The 24,386-nt window shown below is 69.6% G+C and carries 24 protein-coding genes; 7 read left to right on the forward strand and 17 right to left on the reverse strand.

The window, feature by feature from the left end:
• Positions 1–7: 7 nt before the first annotated feature.
• Entirely contained in the window at positions 8–700 is a 693-nt protein-coding gene (locus tag QM806_RS04775) for a YdcF family protein (protein ID WP_005247872.1), read from the reverse strand.
• 69 nt (positions 701–769) lie between these two features.
• Between QM806_RS04775 and QM806_RS04780 the strand changes: the two genes are divergently transcribed.
• Entirely contained in the window at positions 770–2,827 is a 2,058-nt protein-coding gene (locus tag QM806_RS04780; protein ID WP_283290583.1) for a TPM domain-containing protein, read from the forward strand.
• Positions 2,728–3,663 carry a hypothetical protein gene (locus tag QM806_RS04785; protein WP_240960714.1) on the forward strand — a complete coding sequence of 312 codons (936 nt, stop codon included), beginning with the start codon at positions 2,728–2,730 and terminating at the stop codon, positions 3,661–3,663. Before QM806_RS04780 ends, QM806_RS04785 begins: the two co-directional genes overlap by 100 nt.
• Before the next feature lie 7 nt (positions 3,664–3,670).
• On the opposite strand, the gene QM806_RS04790 is transcribed toward QM806_RS04785, so the two are convergent.
• Positions 3,671–5,062: a glycine--tRNA ligase gene (locus tag QM806_RS04790; RefSeq protein WP_005571613.1), complete on the reverse strand. Its 1,392-nt coding sequence runs from the start codon at positions 5,060–5,062 to the stop codon at positions 3,671–3,673.
• Between the two features lie 221 nt (positions 5,063–5,283).
• On the opposite strand from QM806_RS04790, the gene QM806_RS04795 reads away from it, so the two are divergent.
• Together QM806_RS04795 and QM806_RS04800 are read left to right on the forward strand one after the other, a co-directional pair.
• A complete protein-coding gene (locus QM806_RS04795; protein ID WP_005574847.1) occupies positions 5,284–5,637 on the forward strand; it encodes an ArsR/SmtB family transcription factor in 354 nt (117 codons plus the stop codon).
• Complete coding sequence (locus QM806_RS04800; RefSeq protein ID WP_005247888.1) at positions 5,634–6,059, forward strand: Fur family transcriptional regulator; 426 nt, start codon at positions 5,634–5,636, stop codon at positions 6,057–6,059. Before QM806_RS04795 ends, QM806_RS04800 begins: the two co-directional genes overlap by 4 nt.
• Positions 6,060–6,062: 3 nt before the next feature.
• Here the strand turns inward: QM806_RS04800 and QM806_RS04805 are convergent, their stop codons facing one another.
• The 12 genes from QM806_RS04805 to QM806_RS04860 form a co-directional block, all read right to left on the reverse strand.
• A complete protein-coding gene (locus QM806_RS04805; RefSeq protein WP_005247889.1) occupies positions 6,063–6,464 on the reverse strand; it encodes a hypothetical protein in 402 nt (133 codons plus the stop codon).
• Positions 6,461–7,270 carry an isoprenyl transferase gene (locus tag QM806_RS04810; RefSeq protein ID WP_054248445.1) on the reverse strand — a complete coding sequence of 270 codons (810 nt, stop codon included), beginning with the start codon at positions 7,268–7,270 and terminating at the stop codon, positions 6,461–6,463. Before QM806_RS04810 ends, QM806_RS04805 begins: the two co-directional genes overlap by 4 nt.
• Positions 7,236–8,051, reverse strand: coding sequence for a DNA repair protein RecO (gene recO, locus QM806_RS04815; protein ID WP_283290587.1), 816 nt, complete (start codon positions 8,049–8,051; stop codon positions 7,236–7,238). The genes QM806_RS04810 and recO overlap by 35 nt, the downstream gene beginning before the upstream one ends.
• Positions 8,052–8,109: 58 nt before the next feature.
• Positions 8,110–9,066 (reverse strand): alpha/beta fold hydrolase, encoded by a 957-nt coding sequence (locus QM806_RS04820; RefSeq protein WP_005567068.1) that lies wholly within the window; start codon positions 9,064–9,066, stop codon positions 8,110–8,112.
• 97 nt (positions 9,067–9,163) lie between these two features.
• Positions 9,164–9,454, reverse strand: a complete 291-nt coding sequence (locus QM806_RS04825) for a DUF1905 domain-containing protein (RefSeq protein ID WP_043790025.1) — start codon at positions 9,452–9,454, stop codon at positions 9,164–9,166.
• Between the two features lie 96 nt (positions 9,455–9,550).
• Positions 9,551–10,231 carry a response regulator gene (locus QM806_RS04830; RefSeq protein ID WP_054248442.1) on the reverse strand — a complete coding sequence of 227 codons (681 nt, stop codon included), beginning with the start codon at positions 10,229–10,231 and terminating at the stop codon, positions 9,551–9,553.
• Positions 10,228–12,765 (reverse strand): DUF4118 domain-containing protein, encoded by a 2,538-nt coding sequence (locus tag QM806_RS04835; RefSeq protein WP_005561983.1) that lies wholly within the window; start codon positions 12,763–12,765, stop codon positions 10,228–10,230. Before QM806_RS04835 ends, QM806_RS04830 begins: the two co-directional genes overlap by 4 nt.
• Before the next feature lie 7 nt (positions 12,766–12,772).
• Positions 12,773–13,423, reverse strand: a complete 651-nt coding sequence (locus QM806_RS04840; protein WP_054248440.1) for a potassium-transporting ATPase subunit C — start codon at positions 13,421–13,423, stop codon at positions 12,773–12,775.
• 6 nt (positions 13,424–13,429) lie between these two features.
• Positions 13,430–15,535, reverse strand: a complete 2,106-nt coding sequence (kdpB, locus tag QM806_RS04845) for a potassium-transporting ATPase subunit KdpB (RefSeq protein WP_167117226.1) — start codon at positions 15,533–15,535, stop codon at positions 13,430–13,432.
• Positions 15,532–17,217: a potassium-transporting ATPase subunit KdpA gene (kdpA, locus tag QM806_RS04850; RefSeq protein ID WP_283290591.1), complete on the reverse strand. Its 1,686-nt coding sequence runs from the start codon at positions 17,215–17,217 to the stop codon at positions 15,532–15,534. Before kdpA ends, kdpB begins: the two co-directional genes overlap by 4 nt.
• Positions 17,217–17,315 (reverse strand): potassium-transporting ATPase subunit F, encoded by a 99-nt coding sequence (locus QM806_RS04855; protein WP_005561976.1) that lies wholly within the window; start codon positions 17,313–17,315, stop codon positions 17,217–17,219. The genes kdpA and QM806_RS04855 overlap by 1 nt, the downstream gene beginning before the upstream one ends.
• Before the next feature lie 241 nt (positions 17,316–17,556).
• On the reverse strand, positions 17,557–18,186 hold the full coding sequence (locus QM806_RS04860; protein WP_054248437.1) for a pyridoxamine 5'-phosphate oxidase family protein: 630 nt from the start codon (positions 18,184–18,186) through the stop codon (positions 17,557–17,559).
• A gap of 78 nt (positions 18,187–18,264) precedes the next feature.
• On the opposite strand from QM806_RS04860, the gene pdxR reads away from it, so the two are divergent.
• From pdxR to QM806_RS04875, 3 genes are read left to right on the forward strand one after another with little or no spacing between them, the layout of a single operon-like run.
• Positions 18,265–19,713, forward strand: a complete 1,449-nt coding sequence (pdxR, locus tag QM806_RS04865) for a MocR-like pyridoxine biosynthesis transcription factor PdxR (RefSeq protein WP_283290593.1) — start codon at positions 18,265–18,267, stop codon at positions 19,711–19,713.
• Positions 19,714–19,753: 40 nt separating this feature from the next.
• Positions 19,754–21,199, forward strand: coding sequence for an amidase (locus tag QM806_RS04870; RefSeq protein ID WP_283290595.1), 1,446 nt, complete (start codon positions 19,754–19,756; stop codon positions 21,197–21,199).
• Between the two features lie 3 nt (positions 21,200–21,202).
• Complete coding sequence (locus QM806_RS04875; RefSeq protein ID WP_005261232.1) at positions 21,203–21,775, forward strand: TetR/AcrR family transcriptional regulator; 573 nt, start codon at positions 21,203–21,205, stop codon at positions 21,773–21,775.
• A 43-nt stretch (positions 21,776–21,818) separates the two neighbouring features.
• Here the strand turns inward: QM806_RS04875 and era are convergent, their stop codons facing one another.
• From era to QM806_RS04890, 3 genes are read right to left on the reverse strand one after another with little or no spacing between them, the layout of a single operon-like run.
• Positions 21,819–22,736 (reverse strand): GTPase Era, encoded by a 918-nt coding sequence (gene era, locus QM806_RS04880; protein ID WP_005247923.1) that lies wholly within the window; start codon positions 22,734–22,736, stop codon positions 21,819–21,821.
• A complete protein-coding gene (locus QM806_RS04885) occupies positions 22,729–23,061 on the reverse strand; it encodes a cytidine deaminase-like protein (RefSeq protein WP_043791452.1) in 333 nt (110 codons plus the stop codon). The genes era and QM806_RS04885 overlap by 8 nt, the downstream gene beginning before the upstream one ends.
• Positions 23,054–24,373, reverse strand: a complete 1,320-nt coding sequence (locus tag QM806_RS04890; RefSeq protein WP_054248714.1) for a hemolysin family protein — start codon at positions 24,371–24,373, stop codon at positions 23,054–23,056. The genes QM806_RS04885 and QM806_RS04890 overlap by 8 nt, the downstream gene beginning before the upstream one ends.
• Positions 24,374–24,386: the final 13 nt, after the last annotated feature.

Here is a 24,386-nt window from a genome sequence, read left to right on the forward strand (position 1 = left end):
CGAATGTCTACTGTCCCGCCGTGTAGGGGAAGTCGGCCGAGAAGTGGGTGAGCTGGTACCAGATCAACGCCCCTGTCTCCCGGGCAATTCCGTGCAACTGAGATTCGCGGGTGAACACGGCGGGCCCCTGCCGGGTGGGCGCCGTCCAGGCGTCGAGTCCGGCGTCGCGTGCCATCGTCCGCGTCCGCAGCGAATGCCAGGGGTCGCTGACCAGGACCGCCGAGTCGATGCCCTGCTCCCCCATCGCCTCACTCACCGCCTCGATGCTGAGCAGGGTGTCGGACCCCTCCTCGACCGCGGTGATGCTGTCGGCGGGGACGCCGCGCGAGATCAGATAGTTCTTGCCGGACGCCGCCTCGGTGTACTCGTCGCCCTCCTGCTTGCCGCCGACCGTGATGACCTCGGGGGCCACCCCTCGCTCGTACAGCTTGTACGCCTGCTCGAGCCGGGCCTCGAACACCGACGACGGTGTTCCCGAGTACTGGGCGGCGCCGAGCACGACGATCGCGTCGGCGGCCGACGTGTCGTCGATCCGCGCGACCTGCCACACCCGGACCGCGGTGCCCAGCACCAGCGCGGCGGCGAGGAGGACCACGCCGGCGATGATCCGGCGGGTCCACCGGGCCAGCGTGCCGGCGAACCCCAGGCGCGCAGGACGGCGCGGGAGGTCGTGGCGTTCACGGCTCGGTGCAGAATTCACTCCCTGATTCTGCCAGCTGTCGCCGAACTGTCCCGATGACGACTCGCCACACCCGATAGATTTGCTGCCATGCCACTCGCACCGCGCCTCGAGCAGACGCCGTCGTCCCGCCCCCGACAGCCCCGTGCTCGGCGGTTCGCCGCCCTCGGCGCCGTCTCCGCGCTCCTGACTCTCGTGGCGATCCTGTTCTCTCCCGCGATCGCCGCGGCGGACGCACCGTTCCGTCTTCCCGGTCAGATCACGGACACCGTCGGAGTGCTCGACGCCGACCAGCAGAGCGACGTCCAGGCCGCGATCGACCAGCTGTACGACGAGCACAAGGTGCGGTTGTGGGTGGTGTACGTGCCCGACTTCAATGGTCTCGGCGCCGGTCCGTGGGCGGATCAGACTGCGCAGGCCTCCTCGCTCGGCGACCGCGACGCCCTGCTCGCGGTCGCGACGGTCGACCGCGAGTACGCCCTCATCGCGCCGGACGGACTGTCGGAGATCACCAGTGACGAGGCCGAGTCGATCCGGGTGGATGCGGTGGAACCCGCTCTGCGCGAGGAGGATTGGGCCGGAGGCGCCATCGCAGCGGCGGGCGGCCTGGGCGACGCGATGACTCCGGGCGAAGGAATGTCGGTGCGCACACTGCTGATCGGCGGCGGTGTCGTCGTCGTGGGTGCGGGGGGTGTCGTGCTGTATTCGCGGAAGAAGAAGCACGACCACACCCGGGCCGGTGTCGAGGCGGCGCGCAGCATCAGCCCCGAGGACACCGCCGCGTTGACGGCGCTCCCGCTGCCGACCCTGGACGAGCGCGCCAAGGAGGTGCTCGTCGAGACCGACGACGCGCTGCGCACGAGCCAGGAGGAACTCGAACTGGCCCGCGGCGAATTCGGCGAGCAGGCCACGGCGTCGTTCACGGCGGCGTTCGATACGGCGAAGGCGACACTCGCGGCCGCGTTCACCGTCCGTCAGCGACTCGACGACGCGATCCCCGAGACCCCGCAGCAGCAGCGGGAAATGCTCATCGACATCATCACCTCGTGCGGGCGCGCCGACCGCGAACTCAACGAGCGGGTCCAGGAGTTCGACGGACTCCGGGACCTGCTGATCAACGCCCCCGACCGGCTCGACGCGCTCACCCGCGACATGGTCGCGCTGACCGTGCGGATCCCCGACTCCACGCAGACTCTCGCCACCCTGCAGACCGAATTCCCGGCCGCTGCACTCGCTTCCGTCGCCCACAACGTGACGATGGCGGAGGAGCGGCTCGCGTTCGCGGAACGGGCCGTGGCCGACGGCCGGGACGCGATCGCCCTGCCGCCCGGGAAGCAGGGACCGGCGGTGTCGGCGATCCGCGGAGCCGAGGGCGCCCTCGAACAGGCCCGGACGCTACTCGACGCCGTCGACCACGCCGCGGAGAACATCCGGCACGCCATCGCCACGCTGCCGGCCGCGATCGCCGACGTGGAGGCCGGGATCGCGGCCGCGGCCCAGTTCACCGAGCAGGGTGGGGACCGGCTCGCCTCGGCCCGCGCCGCGGCCGAGGCAGCACTGGCGGCGGCCCGCACCGCCGCGGACACCGACCCGCTCGGCAGCTTCACCCAGATCGTCACGGCAGACGCGGAACTCGACGCCGTCCTCGCCGAGGCGCAGGAATCCCGGCAGCAGGCCGAACGTGCGCAGCAGCGTCTCGAGCAGGACATCGTGGCCGCGCAGTCGCAGGTCACGGCGGCGTCGGACTTCATCGGCACCCGACGCGGCGCGGTGGGAGCGGACGCCCGGACCCGCCTCACCGAGGCGCAGCGGCACCTGGCGGGCGCGCAACAACTCCGCGCCACCGACGCCTCCCGCGCGCTTCAGCACGCCCAGGCCGCGGCCGGCCTGGCGGCCGACGCACTGCGCCTGGCGCAGAACGACGTGAGCCGCTGGGAGTCCCGCCAGCGCCCCGGACCCGGAAGCGGTGGCGGGAATGCCACCGGAGCGATCCTCGGCGGCATCCTGATCGACAGCATCCTGCGCGGCGGATTCAGCGGCGGCGGTAATTGGGGAAGCCGGGGCTCCGGCGGCGGCCGCAGCAGCGGCCCGCGGTCCTTCGGCGGGCCGAGCAGCTCCGGCCGGATCAGTGGGGGCGGCCGATTCTGACGTCCTCCCGAGTCTTCGTCGCACTCGCCTGCGTCGCGGCCACCGCCTGCGGCGGCCTGTCGGGCTGCGCGGTCGGGAACCCGGCCGAGGACGACGCGATCCCGCTGTCCGCTGAGGCCTATCGCAGCCGGGAGGACGACGCGGCGGGTGGGCGGATTCACGTGCGGATCGCGAACACCGGCGATGCGCCCGTCGCCGTGACATCCGTGGCGTTGGACAGTCCCGGCTTCGAGGCGGCGCCCGCGACGCGGCGCGAGGTCGAACTCGGCCCCGGCAACCGGATCGATGTCGAGACCGAGTACGGCCCGGTTCGCTGCGACACGTCCCCGGAGCCGGCGTACGCCCTGATCGGTGTCGCCGATCGGGACGGCTCGCCCGTGCGGGTGCCGCTCGCCGCCCCGTACGACGTCCTCTCCCGTATTCACGACGACGACTGCGCCGCACAGGATCTGGCGCGGGCCGTGCCGGTGACACTGATCCCGGCGGCGGCTCCGCCCGAGCCGACCGCGCCCCTCCCCGCCCAGCTCGTCGTGAGCCGGGGAACCGCATCGGGCGACGTCCGGGTGGACGAGATCGGCGGCAGCGTCCTGTATGCGCTGCACGGCGCGCTGCCCGCCACCATGCGGGCGGACGAGGACCGGCTGAGCGTCGACATCACGATCGACGCGGCGCGCTGCGATCCCCATGCCCTCGCGGAAGCGAAGAAGCCCTTCGTCTTTCCGCTGTGGATCGCCGTCGGCTCCTCGGAACCGGAATACTCGCGCATCCCGGTGTCCGAGGAGAACCGGCGAATCCTGACGAACTATCTGACCGCCACCTGCGGCGCGCGCAGGTGACGGCGGATCAGGAACCGATGAGGCGCTGCGCCAGGTAACCCTCGACCTGGTCGAGCGCGACCCGCTCCTGAGCCATGGAGTCACGCTCACGCACGGTCACGGCGTGGTCCTCGAGCGTGTCGAAGTCCACGGTGATGCAGAACGGTGTGCCGATCTCGTCCTGACGGCGGTAGCGGCGGCCGATCGCGCCGGCGTCGTCGAACTCGACGTTCCAGTGCTGGCGGAGCGTCGCGGCGAGATCCTTGGCCTTCGGCGTCAGGTCCGCGTTACGCGACAGCGGCAGCACCGCGGCCTTCACCGGGGCGAGACGACGGTCCAGACGCAGCACGGTGCGCTTGTCGACGCCGCCCTTCGCGTTCGGCGCCTCGTCCTCGGTGTACGCGTCGACGAGGAACGCCATCAGCGACCGCGTGAGACCGGCTGCCGGCTCGATGACGTACGGCGTGTAGCGCTCACCGGTGGCCTGGTCGTAGTAGTTGAGATCGGTGCCGGAGTGCTTCGAGTGGGTCGACAGGTCGAAGTCGGTGCGGTTGGCCACACCTTCGAGCTCGCCCCACTCGCTGCCCTGGAAGTGGAAGCGGTACTCGATGTCGACGGTGCGCTTGGAGTAGTGCGACAGCTTGTCCTGGGCGTGCTCGTACAGGCGCAGGTTGTCCTTGTTGATGCCGAGCCCGGTGTACCAGTCCATGCGGTAGTCGATCCAGTACTGGTGCCACTCTTCGTCCTCGCCGGGCTTGACGAAGAATTCCATCTCCATCTGCTCGAACTCGCGGGTGCGGAAGATGAAGTTTCCAGGCGTGATCTCGTTGCGGAAGCTCTTGCCGATCTGGCCGATACCGAACGGCGGCTTCTTGCGCGACGTGGTGAGCACGTTCGCGAAGTTCACGAAGATGCCCTGCGCGGTCTCCGGGCGGAGGTAGTGCATGCCCTCTTCGCTCTCGACCGGGCCGAGGTACGTCTTGAGCATCATGTTGAAGTCGCGGGGCTCGGTCCACTGACCGACCGTGCCGCAGTCGGGACAGGCCACGACGTCCATCGGGACGTCGTCCGGGTTGTCGAGGCCCTTCTTCTCCGCGTAGGCCTCCTGCAGGTGGTCCTGACGGTGGCGCTTGTGACAGTTGAGGCACTCGACCAGCGGGTCGTTGAACACGCCGACGTGACCGGACGCCACCCACACCTCGCGGGGCAGGATGACCGAGGAGTCGAGGCCGACGACGTCCTCGCGGCTGGTGACCATGTTGCGCCACCACTGCTTCTTGATGTTCTCCTTGAGCTCGACGCCCAAGGGGCCGTAGTCCCAGGCCGACTTCGTGCCTCCGTAGATCTCACCGCACGGGTAGACCAGGCCACGACGCTTGGCGAGATTGACGACGGTTTCGACTTTGGACTTCGGTGCCACTCGGGTGCTCTCCATCTGGGTAATAGATGCATGGTTCACGTGCGCTTTTCGGAGCCCAGCCTATCTGCCCGACCGCGGTCGGTTCACCCACCCGGTTGACATGCGTATTCGTGCATATCAAAATGGAATCGATTTGCAATAAGGTGAGGGTGATCCTCCCGGGCCGACGGCCTCGCGGCCACGGTCCCGTCCATTGTCCGGCACACCGAAGGAGATCACTGGTGAGCGTCATCGATCCCGGGGATCTGCATCCGTTCGAGGCGGCGGCGCCCGCTCCCGTGCCGTCGAAGGAGACCCTTGCGGCGGCCGGCGACATCCTGCGCGCCCTCGCGGCCCCCGTCCGGATCGCGATCGTCCTCCAGCTCCGCGAATCGGAACGGTGCGTGCACGAACTCGTCGGGGCACTCGGAGTCACCCAGCCACTGATCAGCCAGCATCTTCGCGTGCTCAAGGCCGCGGGCGTCGTCCGCGGCGAACGCACGGGACGTGAGGTCCTCTACCGCCTGGTGGACGACCACCTCGCCCACATCGTCGTGGACGCCGTCGCGCACGCCGAGGAAGGACAGAAGCCTTGACCCAGAACACCGGCCAGCGCAAGCCCGTCGTCGTGGGAGTACGCGCTACCAAGCAGCGCAGCGCCATCTCCGCGCTCCTCGACGACATCGAGGAGTTCCGGTCGGCGCAGGAACTGCACGACGAACTCCGCAAGCGCGGCGAGGGCATCGGGCTGACCACCGTCTACCGCACCCTGCAGACGCTCGCCGACGCCGGAACGGTCGACGTCCTGCGCACCGACACCGGTGAATCCGTGTACCGGCGCTGCTCGTCCGGACATCACCATCACCTGGTCTGCCGTGCCTGCGGCTACACCGTCGAGGTCGAGGGACCGACCGTCGAGCAGTGGTCGCAGTCGATCGCCGACGCCCACGGCTTCTCCGACGTCAGCCACACCATCGAGATCTTCGGCCTCTGCAAGGACTGCACCGCGACGCAGTGAGCGTCAGGGGATCAGCCCCTGCCGGGCGGTGTCCGCGCCGCTGAGCACGAGAAGCAGCATCGTGGTCAGTGCCTCGTCCTCGAGCCCGGCGGCGGGGAACGTGTAGCGCAGGATGACGTCCGCGAGCCGGCCGTGACCGAACACCGCGATCGAACCGAACTGCAGTGCGCTGTTCCGTTCCGCGACCTTCTTGTGCAGCGACGCGCTGACCGGACGATCCCAGGCCAGCACGCACGTCATCGACAGCACGTCGAGGCCCTCGGTGAGGGTCATCGCACTGATCGAGCACAGCGCCCCGGCGTACTCGAAACTCAGCGAACCGTCCTCCGCCCGGGTGACGGTGGCGAAGTGCTCGAGCGCGTCCGCCGCGCGCGCCAGCAGCGCGGGCGCCCCGTCGACGGTCATTTCACCCCACCGAACCGACGGTCACGCGACGCGTACTCGACACACGCCGCCCACAGGTCCCGGCGGTCGAAATCGGGAAACAGCTTCTCCTGATACACCATCTCGGCGTAGGCCGACTGCCAGATCAGGAAGTTGGACGTGCGCTGCTCGCCGGACGGCCGGAGGAACAGGTCGACGTCCGGCATGTCCGGCTCGTCGAGGTACCGGGCCACGGTCGCCTCGGTGATCTTCTCCGGGTCGAGTTGCCCCGCCGCGACCCGCCTGCCGATCTCCTTCGCCGCGTCCGCGATTTCCGCGCGCCCGCCGTAGTTGACGCACATGGTGAGGTTCATGACCGTGTTGTGCTTCGTGAGCTCCTCGGCGATCTCGAGTTCCTTGATGACGCTGCGCCACAGCTTGGGCCGGCGGCCCGCCCACCGCACACGCACTCCCATCTCGTGCATCTCGTCGCGGCGACGGCGGATCACGTCGCGGTTGAAGCCCATCAGGAAGCGGACCTCCTCGGGGCTGCGCTTCCAGTTCTCGGTGGAGAACGCGTAGGCCGACAACCATTCGACGCCCATCTCGATGCACCCGCAGACGGCGTCCATCAACACGGCCTCGCCGCGTTCGTGGCCCGCGGTCCGGGGCAGTCCCCGCTCCTGCGCCCAGCGGCCGTTGCCGTCCATCACCAGCGCGATGTGCCGGGGCACGAGTTCGGATTGCAGGCCCGGCGGGCGAGCACCCGAGGGGTGCGGGTCCGGCAGCCGGATCTGGCGCTCGGCCCCGGAATTATGCGGGGCTCGAGGTTCGCGTCGTCGAATCACGGTCCCCATCCTGCCTGACCGAATTCTCCACCCCTACCGCCGCATGCGGTCGTGCGCGTTCGATCAGCGGGAGAGTGCGGAGTTGCCGTTCGAGGTGCCACTGCAGGTGCGCCGCGACCAGACCGCTGGCCTGCCCCCGCAACGACTCGGGCACGTCCTCCGTGCTCGCCCAGGCGCCGCGGATCAGCGCATCCATCAGGTCGAGGACACCCGGTGACGGCGTGGCGGCGCCCGGCGGCCGGCAATGGACGCACACCGCTCCCCCGGCGGCCACGTGGAATGCCCGGTGCGGTCCGGGGGCGCTGCACCGCGCGCAGTCGTCGAGGGCGGGAGCCCATCCCGCAAAACCCATGGCCCGCAACAGGAAGGCGTCGAGGATCAGCTCGCACGGGCGGTTGTGCTCGGCGACGGCCCGCAGCGCCCCGACCGTCAGGCGATGCAGTTGCGGCGCCGGAGCCCGTTCCTCACCGGCGAGACGCTCGGCGGTCTCGAGGATCGCGCACGCCGTGGTGTACCGGGAGTAGTCGTCGACGATGTCGGTCGCGAATGCGTCGACCGTCTGGACCTGGGTGACGATGTCGAGGTTGCGGCCGGGGTAGAGCTGCACGTCGATGTGCGCGAACGGCTCGAGCCGGGCACCGAACTTGGACTTCGTGCGGCGCACCCCCTTGGCGACCGCGCGCACCAGACCGTGCTGCCGGGTGAGGAGTGTGACGATACGGTCGGCCTCGCCCAGCTTGTGCTGGCGCAGGACCACCGCATTGTCTCGATACAACCTCACCGGTCCAGTCTCCCACGTCGAGGCGACCGCATTCCGCAGGCCGACCCGCGTGCGACGGTCAGGGCTCGGTGCGCCCGTCGCGCACGGCGTCGACGACGTCGCGGACTCCGTCGATGACGAGTTGCGGCTGCTCGATGTTGATGTTGTGGCCGCTGTTCGTGTTCGTGACATGCGTGGCACCCGGGACGAGTTGTGCCAGATCCGCCTGCGCCTTCGGCTGCACGGCGTCGAGGGCCGGGCCGTAGCCGGGATCGATGTCGGCGGGGAGGCTTCCGTTCGCAATGCCCTCCGCGATCTGCGGCGCCACCGAACGGTCGGCGGAGAGGACGACGAGCGGCTGGGGCCGGATCGGTTCGGCGGCGCGGATCTCGTCGAAGCTGCGGACGAAGTCGACACGCTCGAGGTCCGGGTACTCGTCGAGACTGTCCTGCTGCGGGGTGTTGAGCCGCAGGAACTCCTCGAACTGCTCCGGCGGCAGGAGTGTCTGCAACTCCTCCGACTGCGCGTCGATCAGCACCATGCCCGCCACCTCGTCGGGATGGGTGCCGGCGAAGAGTCTCGCGATCTGACCGCCGTAGGAGTGGGCGGCCAGCACGTAGGGGCCGGGGCCGGCCTCGCCGGTGGCGCCCAGCAGCGACTGGAGGTCGGCGACCGCGTCCGTGGTGGTGATCGGCTGCGGAACCGGGTCGCTGCGGCTCAATGCGTCGTCGCCCAGCACGACTCCCGGCCGGTCGTACGAGCAGACTCGGGTGAACTCGGCGACCCCGTCGAAGGCCGAGGTGCTCGCCGGATCGGCCGTCGTCGTCCACTGATCGGCACCGAACCGGAGACCGGACACGAACACGACGGTCGGTGCGCCTGTGCCCGCACACTCGAGATGGATGTGCCTACCCCCGCCGATGTCGACGGTGCCGGCGAAATTTTCGCTCGTGCCGCCGTCGTCGCTCGCTCCGCACGCGGCGACGAGCACCACGACCCCCAGAGTGGGGAGCCACCCCGACAACCGCGGCCACATCGGCACGACACACCTCGAAACCCGTTCGGAAACGCAGACCGCTTCCGGGTGATCCGTACCCCACTCTCCCCGGATCAAACCCGGACGCCGCCCGGCGTCACCTGAAACGCTGCTCGAGGTGCACCGTCACCTCCTCCCCGGCACCGTCCTTACCGATCAGCGTGCACAGTGCGATCTTCAGGGGAAGCCAGTGCGGACCTTCACCCGAGGGCATCAGGGTCGCATTGAACGGGTGGCCGTCGATGGTCCCGCCGACCTTCACCGGCCGCCGCGTTCCGAGAAGTTCAGCGGAGTCCGGCACGGTCACGTACGTTGCGAACGCCCCGTCCTTCTGGATCGGCGCCGTGAAGGTGTGCGCGAGTGGTTGCGGGGTCTTCGGTGCGGGCATTCGTGGCTCCTCCGGTCGAGTGTGATGCTGCGGTCGAAGGTAGGACTCCCGGAGCCGGCCGGAATCATCGGTCGTGAGCAGGATCACGTCGCCCAGTCACATCTGGAACCGGTACCCCATCCCGGCCTCGGTGATGAGGTGACGCGGATGGGACGGGTCGTCCTCGAGTTTGCGCCTCAGCTGCGCCAGATACACCCGCAGATAGTGGGTCTCGGTGGCGTACGCCGGCCCCCACACCTCCCGCAGCAGTTCCTTCTGTCCCACCAGCTTGCCCTTGTTGCGCACCAGCATCTCGAGCATTCCCCACTCGGTCGGTGTCAGGTGCACCTCGGCCCCCGCCCGCCGCACCGTCTTCGCCGCCAGATCGACCGTGAACGAATCCGTCTCCACCACAGGTTCACTCGTGTCGACGACCGTCGTCGCCCGGCGGGCGGCCGCACGCACCCGGGCCAGGAACTCGTCCATCCCGAACGGCTTGGTCACGTAGTCGTCGGCGCCGGCGTCGAGGGCTTCGACCTTGTCGGCGGAATCCGTCCGCGCCGACAGGACGATCACCGGTGCGGGGCACCATCCGCGGAGGCCGGCCAGCACCTCGGTGCCGTCCATGTCGGGTAGCCCGAGGTCGAGCACGATCACGTCCGGCGGCCGCTCGGCCGCGGCGCGCAGGGCGGCCGCACCGGACGCGGCCGTCACCACGTCGTACCCGCGCACGCTCAGATTGATCCGCAGGGCGCGGAGAATCTGCGGTTCGTCGTCGACGACGAGAACTCTCGTCATGAATGCTCCCCTCCCGCCCCGGCCAGCTCCACCACCATCGTCAGACCACCGCCGGGGGTGTCGGTGGCGCTGATGGTCCCGCCCATCGCGTCGACGAATCCGCGGACGACGGAGAGCCCGAGCCCGACTCCCGTGGTCGTGTCGCGGTCCCCCAGCCGCTGGAACGGGGCGAACAACTCGTCTGCCCGCCCACGCGGAATTCCCGGCCCCGTGTCGGCGACGGTGATGACGGCGCGGTCTCCCACCGCCGCGGCACCGACCCGGATCACGGAATCCTCACCGTAGCGGAGTGCGTTGTCGATCAGATTGGCGAGCACCCGCTCGAGCAGGCCCGAATCCGCCATCGCCGTGACCGTTCCGACGTCGACTTCCACCCTTTCCCGGGCCCTGGTCCCGGTCCGGCCGCCGATTCCCAGACCCACCAGCGCCCGGTGCACCACCTCGTCGAGGTACACCGGCCGCAGCGCCGGGGTCACCACTCCCGCCGCGAGACGGGAGGAGTCGAGCAGGTTGCCGACGAGAGAGGTCAGCACGTCGGCCGATTCCTCGATGGTCGCGAGCAGTTCGGCGGTGTCCTCCGGGGAGAAGTCGACGTCGTCGCTGCGCAGACTGGACGCGGCGGCCTTGACCGCGGCCAGCGGGGTCCGGAGGTCGTGGCTGACGGCGGACAGCAGCGACCGCCGCAACCGGTCGGCCTCGGCCAGCGCCTGCGCCTGACCCGCCTCCTGCGCGAGTTCGGTCTGGCGGATCATGCCCACCGCCTGGTTGGCGACAGCGAGCAGCACGCGACGGTCCCGGGCGTGCAGTTCGCTGCCGCGCAGGGCGAGCGCGTATTCCCCTTCCCCCACCTCGCAGACGGTGTCGGCGTCGTCGACGCTCACCGGTGGGTGCGGCCCGACGGACCCCACCGGACCGCGGTCCCGGTGCAGCACGCTGACCGAATCCTGGCTGTAGGTCTCGCGCACCTTCTCGAGCAGGGTGTCGAGGTCGGCGCCGCGCAGCACCGATCCGGCGAACAGTGCCAGCAACTCGGCTTCCTGCGACGCCCGGCGGGCTTCCCGCGACCGCTTGGCGGCCGCGTCGACCAGGACCGCGACGGCGACGGCCACCACGAGCAGCACGACCGTGGTGATGAAGTTGTCCGGTTCGGCGATGGTGAAGCTCCGCACCGGCGGCGTGAAGAAGTAGTTGAGGAACAGACCCGAGATCAGCGCGGAGAACGCGGCGGGGGCGACACCGCCGAGCAGCGAGACGAGCAGCACCACGATGAAGAACAGGGCCCCCTCGCCGACCAATCCGAGCCGACGGTCGACGGCACTCATCACCAGCGTGGCCACGGTCGGTACGAGGACCGCGGCGATCCAGGCGATCGCCGTGCGCGAACGGGATCCCACCGGCGACAAGCGCCTCGGGCGGTGGGATTCGCCGTGCGTCACCATGTGCACGTCGATCGACCCGGACTGTTGCACCACGCTTGCGCCGATGCCCTCGTCGAAGATCCGCGCCCACCGTGAGCGTCTCGACGTGCCCAGCACCAGTTGTGTGGCGTTCGCGGTCCGGGCGAAGTCGAGCAACGTGGTCGGGACGTCGTCGCCGACGACGCTGTGCAGACTCGCGCCGATATTCGCGGCGAGGGTCCGTACCTTGCCCATCTCCGGGGCCGAGACACCTGCGAGGCCGTCGCCGCGCACCACGTGCACGACGATCAGTTCGGCGCTGGATCTCGACGCGATCCGGCCGGCGCGGCGAACCAGCGTCTCCGATTCCGGTCCGCCCGTCACCGCGACCACCACCCGTTCCCGGGCCTCCCACGTGTCGGTGATCTTGTTCTCCGCACGATATTTCGCGAGTGCGGCATCCACCTGGTCGGCCACCCACAGCAGCGCGAGTTCGCGGAGTGCGGTGAGATTCCCTTTCCGGAAGTAGTTGCTCAGGGCCGCGTCGACTTTGTCCGCGGCATAGATGTTTCCGTGGGACAGCCTGCGGCGCAAAGCCTCCGGCGTGATGTCGACCAATTCGACCTGGGTGGCGGCGCGCACCACCTCGTCGGGAACCGTTTCCTGCTGCACCACGCCGGTGATCCGCTGGACCACGTCGTTGAGGCTTTCGAGGTGCTGGACGTTGAGCGTCGAGAGGACGTCGATCCCCGCGGCGAGGAGTATCTCCACGTCCTGCCAGCGCTTTTCGTGGACACTGCCCGGCGTGTTCGTGTGCGCGAGCTCGTCGACGAGGACCAGCGCCGGCCTGCGGGCCAGTACGGCCTCGACATCGAGTTCCCGGCCGAGCGTGCCCCGGTAGGCGATCAGCTTGGGCGGAATCAGTTCGAGGTCGCCGAGCTGCGCCGCCGTGCGGTCGCGGCCGTGGGTCTCCACCACGGCCGCGACCACGTCGCACCCCCGCTCCCGGCGGCGGTGCGCCTCACCGAGCATCGCGAACGTCTTGCCGACGCCCGGTGCGGCACCGAGATAGATGCGCAGTTCACCGCGTCGGCGTTCGATGTCCCGGCGCTCGCCGTCGGTTCCGGTACCACTCACCTCGCCATCATCCACCAGCGGTCGGGGCCGTGCACTCAGGAGCGGTCAGTCCGAGGGCCAGGTTCAGTCCGAGGACGTTCACCCGTTCCTCACCGAGGAAGCCGAGTTGCCTTCCCTCGGTGTTCTCGTCGACGAGTTGCCGGACCCGGGTCTCGCTGAGGCCGTTCTCCGCCGCCACCCTCGGCACCTGCAACGCCGCATACGCGGGGCTGATGTGCGGGTCGATGCCCGAGCCGGAACCGGTGACCGCGTCCGCCGGTACCTCGGCGGGGTCCACCCCTTCCCGGGTGGCGATCGCCGCCCGCCGGTCGGCGATGAACGTCGCCAGGATCTCGCTGCTCGGCCCCTGATTGGTGGGCAGGGCGGTAGCGGGGTCTCCCGGCGCGAACGGATCCTGATCGGCCACCGACCCGGTGACCCGGTTGTGGAAGAACGGATCCGGCTCCCCCGCCGGCACCTGCGGGTCGACACCGACCCACCGGCTCCCGACGACGCAGCCGGTGCTGTCGCGCACCGCAGACCCCTCGGCCGCTCCGGCGCCGATCCTGCTCACCCCCCACACTGCGGCGGGATAGAGCACACCGAGGACTGCTGTGAGTGCGAGCAGGACGAGTAGTCCGGCCCAGGTCTGCCGGAGCAGGCCGATGAGAAATCGCATGCGGGATCACCCAATTCCGGGAATGAGACGGACGACGAGGTCGATGAGCCAGATACCGGCGAAGGGTGTGATCACACCGCCGAGGCCGTAGATCAGCAGGTTGCGGCCCAGCAGCGTCGACGCGGACGACGGACGGTAGCGAACGCCTTTCAGCGACAACGGGATCAGCGCGACGATCACCACGGCGTTGAAGATCACCGCCGACAGGATGGCCGATTCCGGGGTGGCCAGCCGCATGATGTTCAGCGTGTCCAGCTGCGGATAGATGCCGCTGAACAGGGCGGGGAGAATCGCGAAGTATTTGGCCAGGTCGTTGGCGAGCGAGAACGTGGTGAGCGCACCGCGCGTGATGAGCAGTTGCTTGCCGATCTCGACCACCTCGATGAGCTTGGTGGGATCCGAATCGAGATCCACCATGTTCCCGGCTTCCTTCGCCGCCGACGTGCCGGTGTTCATCGCCACCCCGACATCCGCCTGGGCCAGCGCCGGAGCGTCGTTGGTGCCGTCCCCGGTCATCGCGACGAGCCGGCCGCCCTCCTGTTCCCTCCGGATCAGCGCGAGCTTGTCCTCGGGTGTCGCCTCGGCCATGAAGTCGTCGACTCCGGCCTCGGCCGCGATGGCCTTCGCCGTCAACGGGTTGTCGCCGGTGATCATCACCGTGCGAATCCCCATGGCCCGCAGTTCCGCGAACCTCTCGGCGATGCCCGGTTTCACCACGTCCGACAGCGCGATCACGCCGAGGACGGTCGCCGCGTCTCCGCGGACGGTGGCGACCACCAACGGCGTTCCCCCGGACTGCGCGATCTGGTTCACGCTGTCGGTGACCGCGGGCGCCGCGCGCCCGCCGTGCGCCTGCACCCAGGTCAGCACGGCGTCGCTCGCGCCCTTGCGGATCCGGGCGCCGTCGATGTCGAGTCCGCTCATCCGGGTCTGCGCCGTGAACGGCACGAACTCCGCTGCTCTCTCCACCTCGGACGGTGCCGGGTCCAGCCCGAAGTCGCGGGCGCACAGGTCCACGATGCTGCGACCCTCGGGGGTGCCGTCCGCGAGGCTGGACAACCGTGCGGCCGTGGCCAACTCGATCGCGGAAACCCCCGGTGCGGGATGCAAGGCCGTGGCCTGCCGGTTACCGAACGTGATGGTGCCGGTCTTGTCCATCAGCAGTGTGTCGATGTCGCCGGCGGCCTCCACCGCCCGCCCCGACATCGCCAGGACGTTCCGCTGCACCAGCCGGTCCATCCCGGCGATGCCGATGGCCGACAGCAGGGCCCCAATCGTGGTGGGGATCAGGCACACCAGCAGCGCGATCAGCTTGATCGGATCCTGCTCCTGGCCCGCGTACAGGCCCATCGGACCGATCGCGACGACGGCCAGCAGGAAGATGATCGTCAGCGACGCCAGCAGGATGTTCAGCGCGATCTCGTTCGGCGTCTTCTGCCGCGCCGCCCCCTCCACGAGGGCGATCATCCGGTCCACGAACGACTGTCCGGGGGCCGCGGTGATGCGGACGACGATCCGGTCGGAGAGCACGGTCGTGCCACCGGTGACGGCACACCGATCGCCGCCGGATTCGCGGACGACGGGCGCCGATTCGCCGGTGACGGCCGACTCGTCCACGGTCGCGATGCCGTCGACGACGTCGCCGTCGCCGGGTATCACCTCACCCGCCTCGACGACGACCCGGTCGCCGACGGTGAGTTCGGTACCCGCCACCGACTCCACCCGGCCGCTCACCGTGATCCGGTGGGCGACCGTGTCCTGCTTCACCTTCCGCAGGCTCGCCGCCTGCGCCTTGCCCCGCCCCTCCGCGACCGACTCGGCCAGATTCGCGAACAACACGGTGAACCACAACCAGGCGACGACAGCCCAGGAGAACACCGACGGGTCGGCGACGGCCATGACGGTGGTGACGACGGAACCGACGAACACCACGAACATCACCGGGTTGCGGGCGAGGTGCCGGGGGTCGAGTTTGCGCAGGGCGCCCGGTAGCGCCGTCACCAGCTGAGCGGGGCTGAAGATTCCCGCCTTCACGGGCGCCGGGTCGTGGCCGGCCTCGGGCGTCATGGTCGCCGCCCCGGTTTCCGGACGACTGGTCACGTTCACACTCATTGCAGAGCCTCCGCGATCGGTCCCAGCGCGAGGGCCGGGAAGAATGTCAACGCCGCGACGAGCACGACGGTGCCGGTGAGGAGCCCGGTGAACATCGGGCCCGCCGTCGGCAGGGTTCCGGCGCCCGCGGCGGTCTTCTTCTGCGACGCCAGGGATCCGGCGAGCGCGAGGACGAAGATGATCGGCAGGAACCGGCCGAACAGCATGCACAGGCCGAGGGCGGTCTGGAACCAGTCGCTCGTCACCGTCAGCCCGCCGAACGCACTGCCGTTGTTGTTCGAGGCCGACGCGAACGCGTACAGCACTTCCGAGAACCCGTGGATGGATCCGGGACTTCCGGGGTCGCCGCTGTTGCCCTGGTAGCCGGTGGTCGAGGACAGGATCACGGTGATCCCGGTGCCGATCAGGACCAGCGCCGGCATCACCAGCACGGACAGGGCGGCGAGCGTGATCTCCCGCTGCCGCAGCTTCTTGCCCAGGTATTCGGGTGTGCGGCCGACGAGGAGTCCGCCGACGAAGACGGCGATCAGGGCGAGGACGAGGATTCCGTAGAGCCCGGTGCCGACACCGCCGGGCGCGATCTCACCGAGCAGCATGTTGAGCAGAACGGCTCCGCCCCCGAGCGGCGACAGGCTGTCGTGCGCCGAATTCACCGCGCCCGTGGATGTTCCGGTGGTGCTCACGGCGAACAGTGCCGTACCGGGAATTCCGAAACGAACCTCCTTGCCCTCCATCATCGCGCCCGCGGCGGTGGCGGCGATGCCGCGCCGACCCGACTCCGCCGCGAGCGTGACCGCGAGGAGCGATCCCCACAGGATGCCCATCACGGCGAGCAGGGTCAGCCCCTGCTTGCGATCGCCGACCATAGTGCCGAACGTGCGGGTGAGGGAGACCGGGATCAGCAGGATCGCGAGGATCTCGACGATGTTGCTGACCGGCGTCGGGTTCTCGAACGGATGCGCCGAGTTGGCGGCGAGGATCCCGCCGCCGTTGGTGCCGAGTTCCTTGATCGCTTCCTGTGAGGCGACGGGTGCGAGCGCGTTGGTGACGGAGTTGCCGTCCAGACCGGTGGACGCGAAGCCCGGGTGGAAGGACTGGATCACGCCCTGGCTCAGCAGGATCAGTGCGATCACGAAGGAGAGCGGCAGCAGAATGCGCAGGCTGCCGCGGGTGAGGTCCACCCAGAAGTTGCCGATCTCACCGCCGCGCGACACCCGGACGAACCCGCGGATCAGCGCCGCTGCGACGGCCATGCCCACCGCTGCGGACACGAAGTTCTGCACGGCGAGCCCGACCGGCTGGGTCAGGTTGCTCATCGTGGTTTCGGGCGCATACGACTGCCAGTTGGTGTTCGTCACGAACGACACGGCGGTGTTGAACGCCACCGCGGGACTGACCCCGGAGAGGTCCCCGGACAGCGGCAGCACTCCCTGGATGCGCTGCAGGGCGTAGAGGAACAGCACACTCGCCGCCGAGAATCCCAGCACGCTGCCCGCGTAGCCGTACCAGGTCTGCTCGGTGTGGGGGTTGATGCGGCACAGGCGGTACAGCACGGATTCGACGCGAAGGTGACGGCGTGATTCGTACACGCGCGCCATGTAGTCGCCCACCGGCACGTACGCGACCGCGAGTACCGCGAGGACGAAAGCGACCTGCAGTCCGGCCGCCAGGGCAGGCGTCATCAGAACCGCTCCGGGTCGATGAGCGCGATCAGGAGGTACACGACGAGCGCGGCGGCGATCGCGACGAGCGCGACCGCGAGTATTCCGGCGCCCGTCATTTCACGCGTCCGGTCTGCAGGGCACGGAGAACGAGCGCGCAACAGGCGAATCCGCCGAGGACGAGCGCGACGTAGGCCACATCGGCCATGTGAGGATCCCTCTTCGTACTGATCCTGCGGTTCAGCGCAGGCATGACACCCCACGGTTGTGGGGTGTCATGCCAGCATCACGCGCGATCTCGGCGAAAGAGGCGGCGCTGACGAAGCGCTTACGGGGCTCCTACGGCTCTTGACGCTTTCCTTACGCGGTCCGGGTCAGCCGCGACACGGACGCGGGCACGGGTGTGCCGCTCGCCACCCACGGTGCCGGGACGGGCGCACCGGCGACCGACCGCACGGGGACCACGCCGGCCCAGGCGCTGCTGGTTTCGGTGGGTTCACCCGGTGGTGCGTCCCGCACCTTGACGGTCCACTGGCCCGCCGTGATCGGGAGGGCGAGGGCGAGTGTCGCGGCGAGTTCCTTGCGCCGGTGCCCCCGGACCTCCGTGCTGCGGCCGGGGATCAGCACGTCCGACAGCGCGTTCAGTGCGTCGGCGGATTCGTCTTCGCCGAGGGTGACGAGGTTGCCCCGCACCACCGCCGAACGGTAGTTGGCGGACGAGTCGAACAGGGTGTCCGCGACGACGATTCCGTCGAGCATCGCGACGCACAGCGCCGCCGGTGCGCCCGCCGCCACCTGCCGCAACGCGCCGGCCCCGGTGGAGCCGTGCAGCAGGATCCTGTCGCCGTCGCGGGCGTAGAGCATCGGCACGGCCCACGGCAGCCCGTCGACGACGGTGGCGAGGGTGCCCATCGGGGCGGCGTCGAGGACGGCGTCGAGTTGCGCTCGTTCGGTGCGGGCACGGTCCGGGTATCTCATGATCTTGTCCACGAGACCATCCTCACCCCATGTGGATTACCCATCCAGATCCACAATCACCATTATCGGCAGACCAGTATTGTCAGGACCATGCCCCGGATCAGCCCCGAACTGCACCTGACGTTGCGGCTCCCCGACACCGACGCGCCGCTTCGGCACCGCATCGCGGAGTCGATCCTCGACGAGATCCGCGTGGGTCGCCTGCGGCCCGGCGACCCACTGCCCTCCACGCGGGCGCTGGCCGAACACCTGACGGTCGCGCGGGCGTCGGTGGTCGACGCCTACGACGAACTCTGCTCGTCCGGATACGCGAACGCCCGCGCCGGTTCCGGCACGCGGATCGCACCGGGCGCCGACGTGGCGGCCCGCGCCCACGTCGCCTCGCACACGATCACCCGAACCTCGGAGCGGGCGTCCTCCGCCGCCCCCGAGAAGTCGGCGGCGCTCTGGGATCTCACTCCGGGTCACCCCGATCCCGCCCTGATCTCCACCGTCGACTGGCGCCGGGCGTGGCGGTCGGCCGCCGCCGCGGCCGTGACGTCGGACCTCCCGGGCCCCGGCGCACACCCGGAGTTGCGACGGTCTCTCGCGGCGCATCTACGCCGCACCCGGGGGATCGCCGCGCGCCCCGACGAACTGGTGATCGTCCCCGGAGTGGGCGCTGCGCTCCGCACTCTCGTTGCCGCCGCAGGACTCGACGGCCGGGACGTGGTGTTCGAGGAGCCCGGCTACAGCCGGGCCCGCACCGTCCTCGACGGTTCGGGGGTGCGGACGCGCTGCGTGTCCGTGGACGGCGACGGCCTCGACCCCGCGCTGCTGCGTGCGTCCGACGCCGCGGCCTACTGCACGCCTGCCCATCAGTATCCGATGGGTGCCCGGATGCCGGTGGGCCGCAGGGCCCGGCTCGTGGCCGACGCCGCAGCGTCCGGAACGGTGATCATCGAGGACGACTACGACGGCGAGTTCCGCTACGACGTGTCGGCGCTGCCCGCCCTGCGCAGCATCGACCGCGGGTCCGAATGCGTGGCGTACGTGGGCACCGCGTCGAAGATCCTCACGCCCTCGATCCGGGTGGCGTGGGTGATCGCCCCTCCGGCGCTGCGGCCGGGACTCGTCCGGGCCCTCGACGCGAGCGGTGAGGCGTGCTGCTCGATCACCGCCCTCGCGCTGGCGCATTTCATCGACTCGGGTGCGCTGTCACGGCACCTCGCCCGCGCCTCCCGCACCTACTCGGCCCGCCGGGCCGCCTTCGTCACGGCACTGCAGCACCAACTGTCCGCGGTCCACACGGGCGGTGTCGGGCTCGCCGGCATCGAGGCCGGTCTCCACGTCGTCCTCACGCTGCCCGGTTCCGTCGACGACGTCGCCCTGTCGGCTGAGCTGCGGGACCACGGTGTGACGGTCCCGAGCCTCGCCGACTACCGCACCACCCCGGACGGACCGCGGGGCTTGGTGTGCGGGTATGCCCGGCTGCCCGAATCGCGGGCCCGCGGGGCAGCCGAGGCGATCGGCGGGGTAGTCCGGCGACATCTCGGCTGATACTGTTCGTTCGAACGAACAGTCACGGGGAGGGGGCGACATGAGCGCGGAACACTTGGACGATCGACGGCAGCGCGACGACGACGGGGATCGGGCCCCGGGACTCGTCGAGCAGGTGACGGCGCTGACCTCCGGCGCCACGACGTCGGTCGCGGCCACCCGCGCCGCCCTCGACCGCATCGACGCGAGCCAGCCGACACTCAACGCGTTCAAGGTGATCCGCCGGACCACGGCACTGGCCGAAGCCGCCGAGGCCGACCACCGGATCGCCGCCGGTGAGCGCCTGCCGCTGCTCGGGGTCCCGATCGCCGTGAAAGACGACGTCGACGTGGCCAGCGAGCCGACCGCGTTCGGGTGCCCGGGCGACTTCCCGCCCGCGGCGCGCGACTCCGAGCTGGTGCGAAGGCTGCGCGCCGCCGGCGCCGTCGTCGTGGGCAAGACCAACAGTCCCGAGCTGGGACAGTGGCCGCTCACCGGCGGATCGGCCTTCGGGTACACCCGCAATCCCTGGAACGGTGACCACACCCCCGGAGGGTCGTCCGGCGGCGCCGCGGCGGCCGTGTCCGCCGGTGTGGTGTCCGCGGCGATCGGTTCGGACGGCGCCGGGTCCATCCGCATCCCCGCCGCCTGGACCAACCTCGTCGGGATCAAGCCGCAACGCGGCCGAATCTCCACCTGGCCTGCTGCCGAGGCGTTCTACGGCCTCACCGTCAACGGCCCGCTGGCCCGGACGGTCGCCGACGCGGCCCTGCTTCTCGACGTCGCATCGGGACCGCACGAGGGCGACCTGCACACGCCCGCACCGGTCACCGTCAGCGACGCCGTCGGCCGCGACCCCGGACCGCTACGCATCGCGCTGTCGCTGCGGATCCCGTTCACCGCAACCCCCACGTCACTGCATCCCGAAGTCCGCCAGGGCGTCGCACGGATCGCCGAGGCGCTGCGCAGGCTCGGGCATCGCGTCGTGGTGGACGACCCCGACTACGGGATCATGTTCGGGCTCGGCTTCCTCCCGCGGTCGATGGTCGGCATCGACGACTGGGTGCGGAAGGTCCCGGACCCGTCACTCGTCGACCCCCGCACGAAGGGCAACGCCCGGACCGGACGACTGTTGCGCGGGGCGCCATTACGCGCCGCCCGCGCCGCCGAGCCGAGGATGCAGCGACGGGTCGGGGCGATCTTCGACAAGTACGACCTCGTCCTCGCCCCGACCACCGCGACTCCCCCACCGAGGGTCGAGGGGATCGACGGCATCAGCTCCTGGGCCACGGACAAGGTGATCACCGCGGTCTGCCCGTACGCGTGGCCGTGGAACGTGCTGGGCTGGCCCAGCGTGAACGTCCCGGCCGGGTTCACGTCCGGCAACCTGCCGACCGGAGCCCAGCTGATGGGACACGACGGTGCCGAGCCGCTGCTGGTGTCGGTCGCGGCCCAGCTCGAGTCGGTGCTGCGGTGGGACCTGGAACGTCCCGAGAGGTGGTGGTGACCGATGGCTTCGACGGACGTCCGTGACCGCATCCTCGCGGCGGCGCTGCACATCGTCGGCACGGAAGGCATTCCGGGCGTGACCAATCGGCGGATCGCCGCGCAGGCCGGGGTGTCGCTCGGCTCCATCACGTACCACTTCCCCACGCAGACCGACCTGTTGCGCGCCGCGTTGTCCGGGTTCGTGACGGAGGAGACGCAGCGGCTGTCCGATCTGGCGGAGGGATACCGGGACAAGGGGCTGAGCCTCGAGGACGCCGCGGCACTCACCGGGAAGGTCGCGAAGGATCTGGCGTTCTCCGCCGAGCGGATCGCCCCGTTCGAGCTGTACATCCAGGCGGGACGTGACCACGAGCTGCGTCAGGCTGCCGCCGAATGTTTCGCCGCGTACGACGATTTGACGGTGACGATCCTCACCGCCCTCGGCGTCCCGGACGCGGCGTCCGTCGCGCCGACCATCGTCGCCACCATCGCCGGCCTGCAGCTCAGGAGACTCGCGACCGGAAGCGACGGCGATCAGGACTTCGCGACGTCGGTGCTCCTCCTTCTGAGGGCCGCCGGCCCCGTGAGTGGTTGACGAGTCTCAGGGCTCGTCAACCGCGCACGGGCGGCGCAGCCACCTAGAACCCCAGGCGGCCCAGCTGTTTCGGGTCGCGCTGCCAGTCCTTGGCCACCTTGACGTGCAGTTCGAGGAAGATCTTGGTGCCGAGGAGCTTCTCGATCTGCAGCCGCGCCTTGGTCCCCACCTCGCGGAGGCGGGCGCCGCCCTTGCCGATCACGATGCCCTTCTGGGACGGGCGTTCGACGTAGAGCAGGGCGTGGACGTCGAGCAGTTCGCCCTGCTTCTCGGTGCGTCCCTCGCGGGGGATGATCTCCTCGATGACCACGGCCAGGGAGTGCGGCAGTTCGTCGCCGAGCCCCTCGAGCGCGGCCTCGCGGATGAGTTCCGCCATCAGCGTCTCTTCGGGTTCGTCGGTGAGCTCGCCGTCCGGGTAGAACGCCGGGCCCTCCTCCATCTTCGACGCGAGGACGTCGACCAGCACCTCCACCTGCTCACCGGAGGCGGCGGACACGGGCACGACATCCGTCTCGGGACCGAGGAGCTTGGACACGGCCAGCAACTGCTGCCCGACCATGTCCTTGCTGACCTTGTCGATCTTCGTGACGATGCCGACGAGCGTGGTCTTCGGCGCGATCTGACGGACCTGCTGCACGATCCACCGGTCGCCGGGGCCGATCTTCTCGTCTGCCGGGATGCACAGGCAGATCACGTCGACCTCGGAGTAGGTGTCGCGCACGAGGTCGTTGAGGCGCTGGCCGAGGAGCGTCCGGGGGCGGTGCAGCCCGGGGGTGTCGACGAGGATCAGCTGCGCGTGGTCGCGGTGCACGATGCCGCGGATGGTGTGGCGGGTGGTCTGCGGACGCGAAGACGTGATCGCGATCTTGCTGCCCACCAGCGCGTTGGTCAGCGTGGACTTGCCCGTGTTGGGCCGTCCGACGAAACAGACGAATCCGGAACGGAATTCGGTTTTACTCATGTTGCTCCTCGATCACGGATCCATCGGTTCGCGCGAAGACGACGGCCGCCTGCGCACTGACTTCGTGTAGGGCGGCGATGCCCGGGTCTTCCGGGCTGCCGCCGATCACGACTGCGGCCTCGAATCCCTCGGCGCCACTCGACACCGCCGCCGCGACGGCGGCCTGCAGCGCGGTCAGCGACAACGCCGCCAGCGCGACCGCGCCCGCCGCGTAGGTGCGGCCGTCGAGATCGCGGACGGCGGCGCCCTGACCACTTCCGGTGCGGCCGAACGCTCCTCGCGCGAGCACGACCAGTGTGGCGTCTTCGTCGCCCAGTTCAGTCATCGTCGTCCTCCCGGTCGCCGTCGCCACTGTCGTCGTCCTCGTCGATGGGGGCGCGTTGCACGAAGACCGTGCTGATGCGCACCCGTCCGCGCACGTCGGGTGAGCCCTCGCCGCGCAGGACGAGACCGTGCGACACGACCTCCGACCCCGGGAGCGGCACCCTGCCGAGTTCGTAACCGATGAGCCCACCGACTGTTTCGACCTCGTCGTTCTCCACCTCGATGCCGAACAGTTCACCGAGATCCTCGATCGGCAGGCGCGCGGAGACCCGGTACATGCCGTCGCCGAGATCCTCGACGGGCGGTGTCTCGTCCTGGTCGTATTCGTCGGCGATCTCACCGACGATCTCTTCGATGACGTCCTCGATGGTGACGAGCCCGGCGATCCCGCCGTATTCGTCCACCAGGATGGCCATGTGGTTGCGGTCGCGCTGCATCTCGGCGAGCAGGCTGTCGAGGGGCTTGGAATCGGGCACGAACACGGCGGGCCGCATCACGTCGGCGACGCGGACGCTGCGTCCGCCGTCGCGCGAGTGGTACGTCTCCTGCACCAGATCCTTGAGGTACACCACCCCGAGCACGTCGTCGACGTTCTCCCCGATCACGGGGATCCGCGAATGTCCGCTGCGGACAGCCAGCGACGTCGCCTGTCCGGCGCTCTTGTCGTTTTCGATCCACACCATCTCGGTGCGCGGCACCATCACCTCGCGGGCGGACGTGTCGCCGAGTTCGAACACCGACTGGATCATCCGGCGTTCCTCGTCGGCCACCACGCCGCGTTCCTGCGCCATGTCGACGAGTTCGCGCAGTTCGATCTCGGAGGCGAAGGGGCCGTTGCGGAATCCCTTACCCGGGGTGATCGCGTTACCGATCAGGATCAGGAGGCGGCTGATCGGGCCGAGCAGAGTTCCGATGACCTGCAGGGGAAACGACGTGATCAACGCGATCGAGTAGGCGTGCTGGCGGCCCAGTGTCCGGGGGCCGACCCCGATCACCACGTAGTCGACGAGCACCATGATGATCGCCGTGAACGTGAGCGCCCACACCGGCTCGAGGAGATCGGACAGGCCACCGACGAGCACCACCGTCGCCGTGATCTCGCACAGGATGCGCAGCAGCACCATGAGATTCACGTAGCGGGGGCGATCCGACAGGATGCGGAGCACGCGGGTGGCGCCGGGGCGATCCTCCTTCGCCATCTCCTCGATGCGCGCGGACGAGATCGTGTTGAGTGCGGAATCGACGGCGGCGAAGACACCACCGAGCGGGACGAGGACGATCGCGAGGACGATCAGCGCGATGGCGCTACTCACAGAAGACCCTTCA

Origin of the sequence: Rhodococcus sp. IEGM 1351 (genome assembly GCF_030056875.1) — a bacterium.
Lineage (GTDB): Bacteria > Actinomycetota > Actinomycetes > Mycobacteriales > Mycobacteriaceae > Rhodococcus_F > Rhodococcus_F opacus.

Excerpts from the sequence above, each read along its gene's own strand:
- QM806_RS04780 (WP_283290583.1), top strand. The coding sequence starts at position 770 with ATGCCACTCGCACCGCGCCTCGAGCAGACGCCGTCGTCCCGCCCCCGA.
- QM806_RS04805 (WP_005247889.1), bottom strand. The coding sequence starts at position 6,464 with ATGACCGTCGACGGGGCGCCCGCGCTGCTGGCGCGCGCGGCGGACGCG.
- QM806_RS04820 (WP_005567068.1), bottom strand. The coding sequence starts at position 9,066 with ATGTGGCCGCGGTTGTCGGGGTGGCTCCCCACTCTGGGGGTCGTGGTG.
- QM806_RS04825 (WP_043790025.1), bottom strand. The coding sequence starts at position 9,454 with ATGCCCGCACCGAAGACCCCGCAACCACTCGCGCACACCTTCACGGCG.
- QM806_RS04830 (WP_054248442.1), bottom strand. The coding sequence starts at position 10,231 with ATGACGAGAGTTCTCGTCGTCGACGACGAACCGCAGATTCTCCGCGCC.
- QM806_RS04840 (WP_054248440.1), bottom strand. The coding sequence starts at position 13,423 with ATGCGATTTCTCATCGGCCTGCTCCGGCAGACCTGGGCCGGACTACTC.
- kdpB (WP_167117226.1), bottom strand. The coding sequence starts at position 15,535 with ATGAGTGTGAACGTGACCAGTCGTCCGGAAACCGGGGCGGCGACCATG.
- kdpA (WP_283290591.1), bottom strand. The coding sequence starts at position 17,217 with ATGACGCCTGCCCTGGCGGCCGGACTGCAGGTCGCTTTCGTCCTCGCG.
- QM806_RS04855 (WP_005561976.1), bottom strand. The coding sequence starts at position 17,315 with ATGACGGGCGCCGGAATACTCGCGGTCGCGCTCGTCGCGATCGCCGCC.
- pdxR (WP_283290593.1), top strand. The coding sequence starts at position 18,265 with ATGCCCCGGATCAGCCCCGAACTGCACCTGACGTTGCGGCTCCCCGAC.
- QM806_RS04870 (WP_283290595.1), top strand. The coding sequence starts at position 19,754 with ATGAGCGCGGAACACTTGGACGATCGACGGCAGCGCGACGACGACGGG.
- QM806_RS04875 (WP_005261232.1), top strand. The coding sequence starts at position 21,203 with ATGGCTTCGACGGACGTCCGTGACCGCATCCTCGCGGCGGCGCTGCAC.
- era (WP_005247923.1), bottom strand. The coding sequence starts at position 22,736 with ATGAGTAAAACCGAATTCCGTTCCGGATTCGTCTGTTTCGTCGGACGG.
- QM806_RS04885 (WP_043791452.1), bottom strand. The coding sequence starts at position 23,061 with ATGACTGAACTGGGCGACGAAGACGCCACACTGGTCGTGCTCGCGCGA.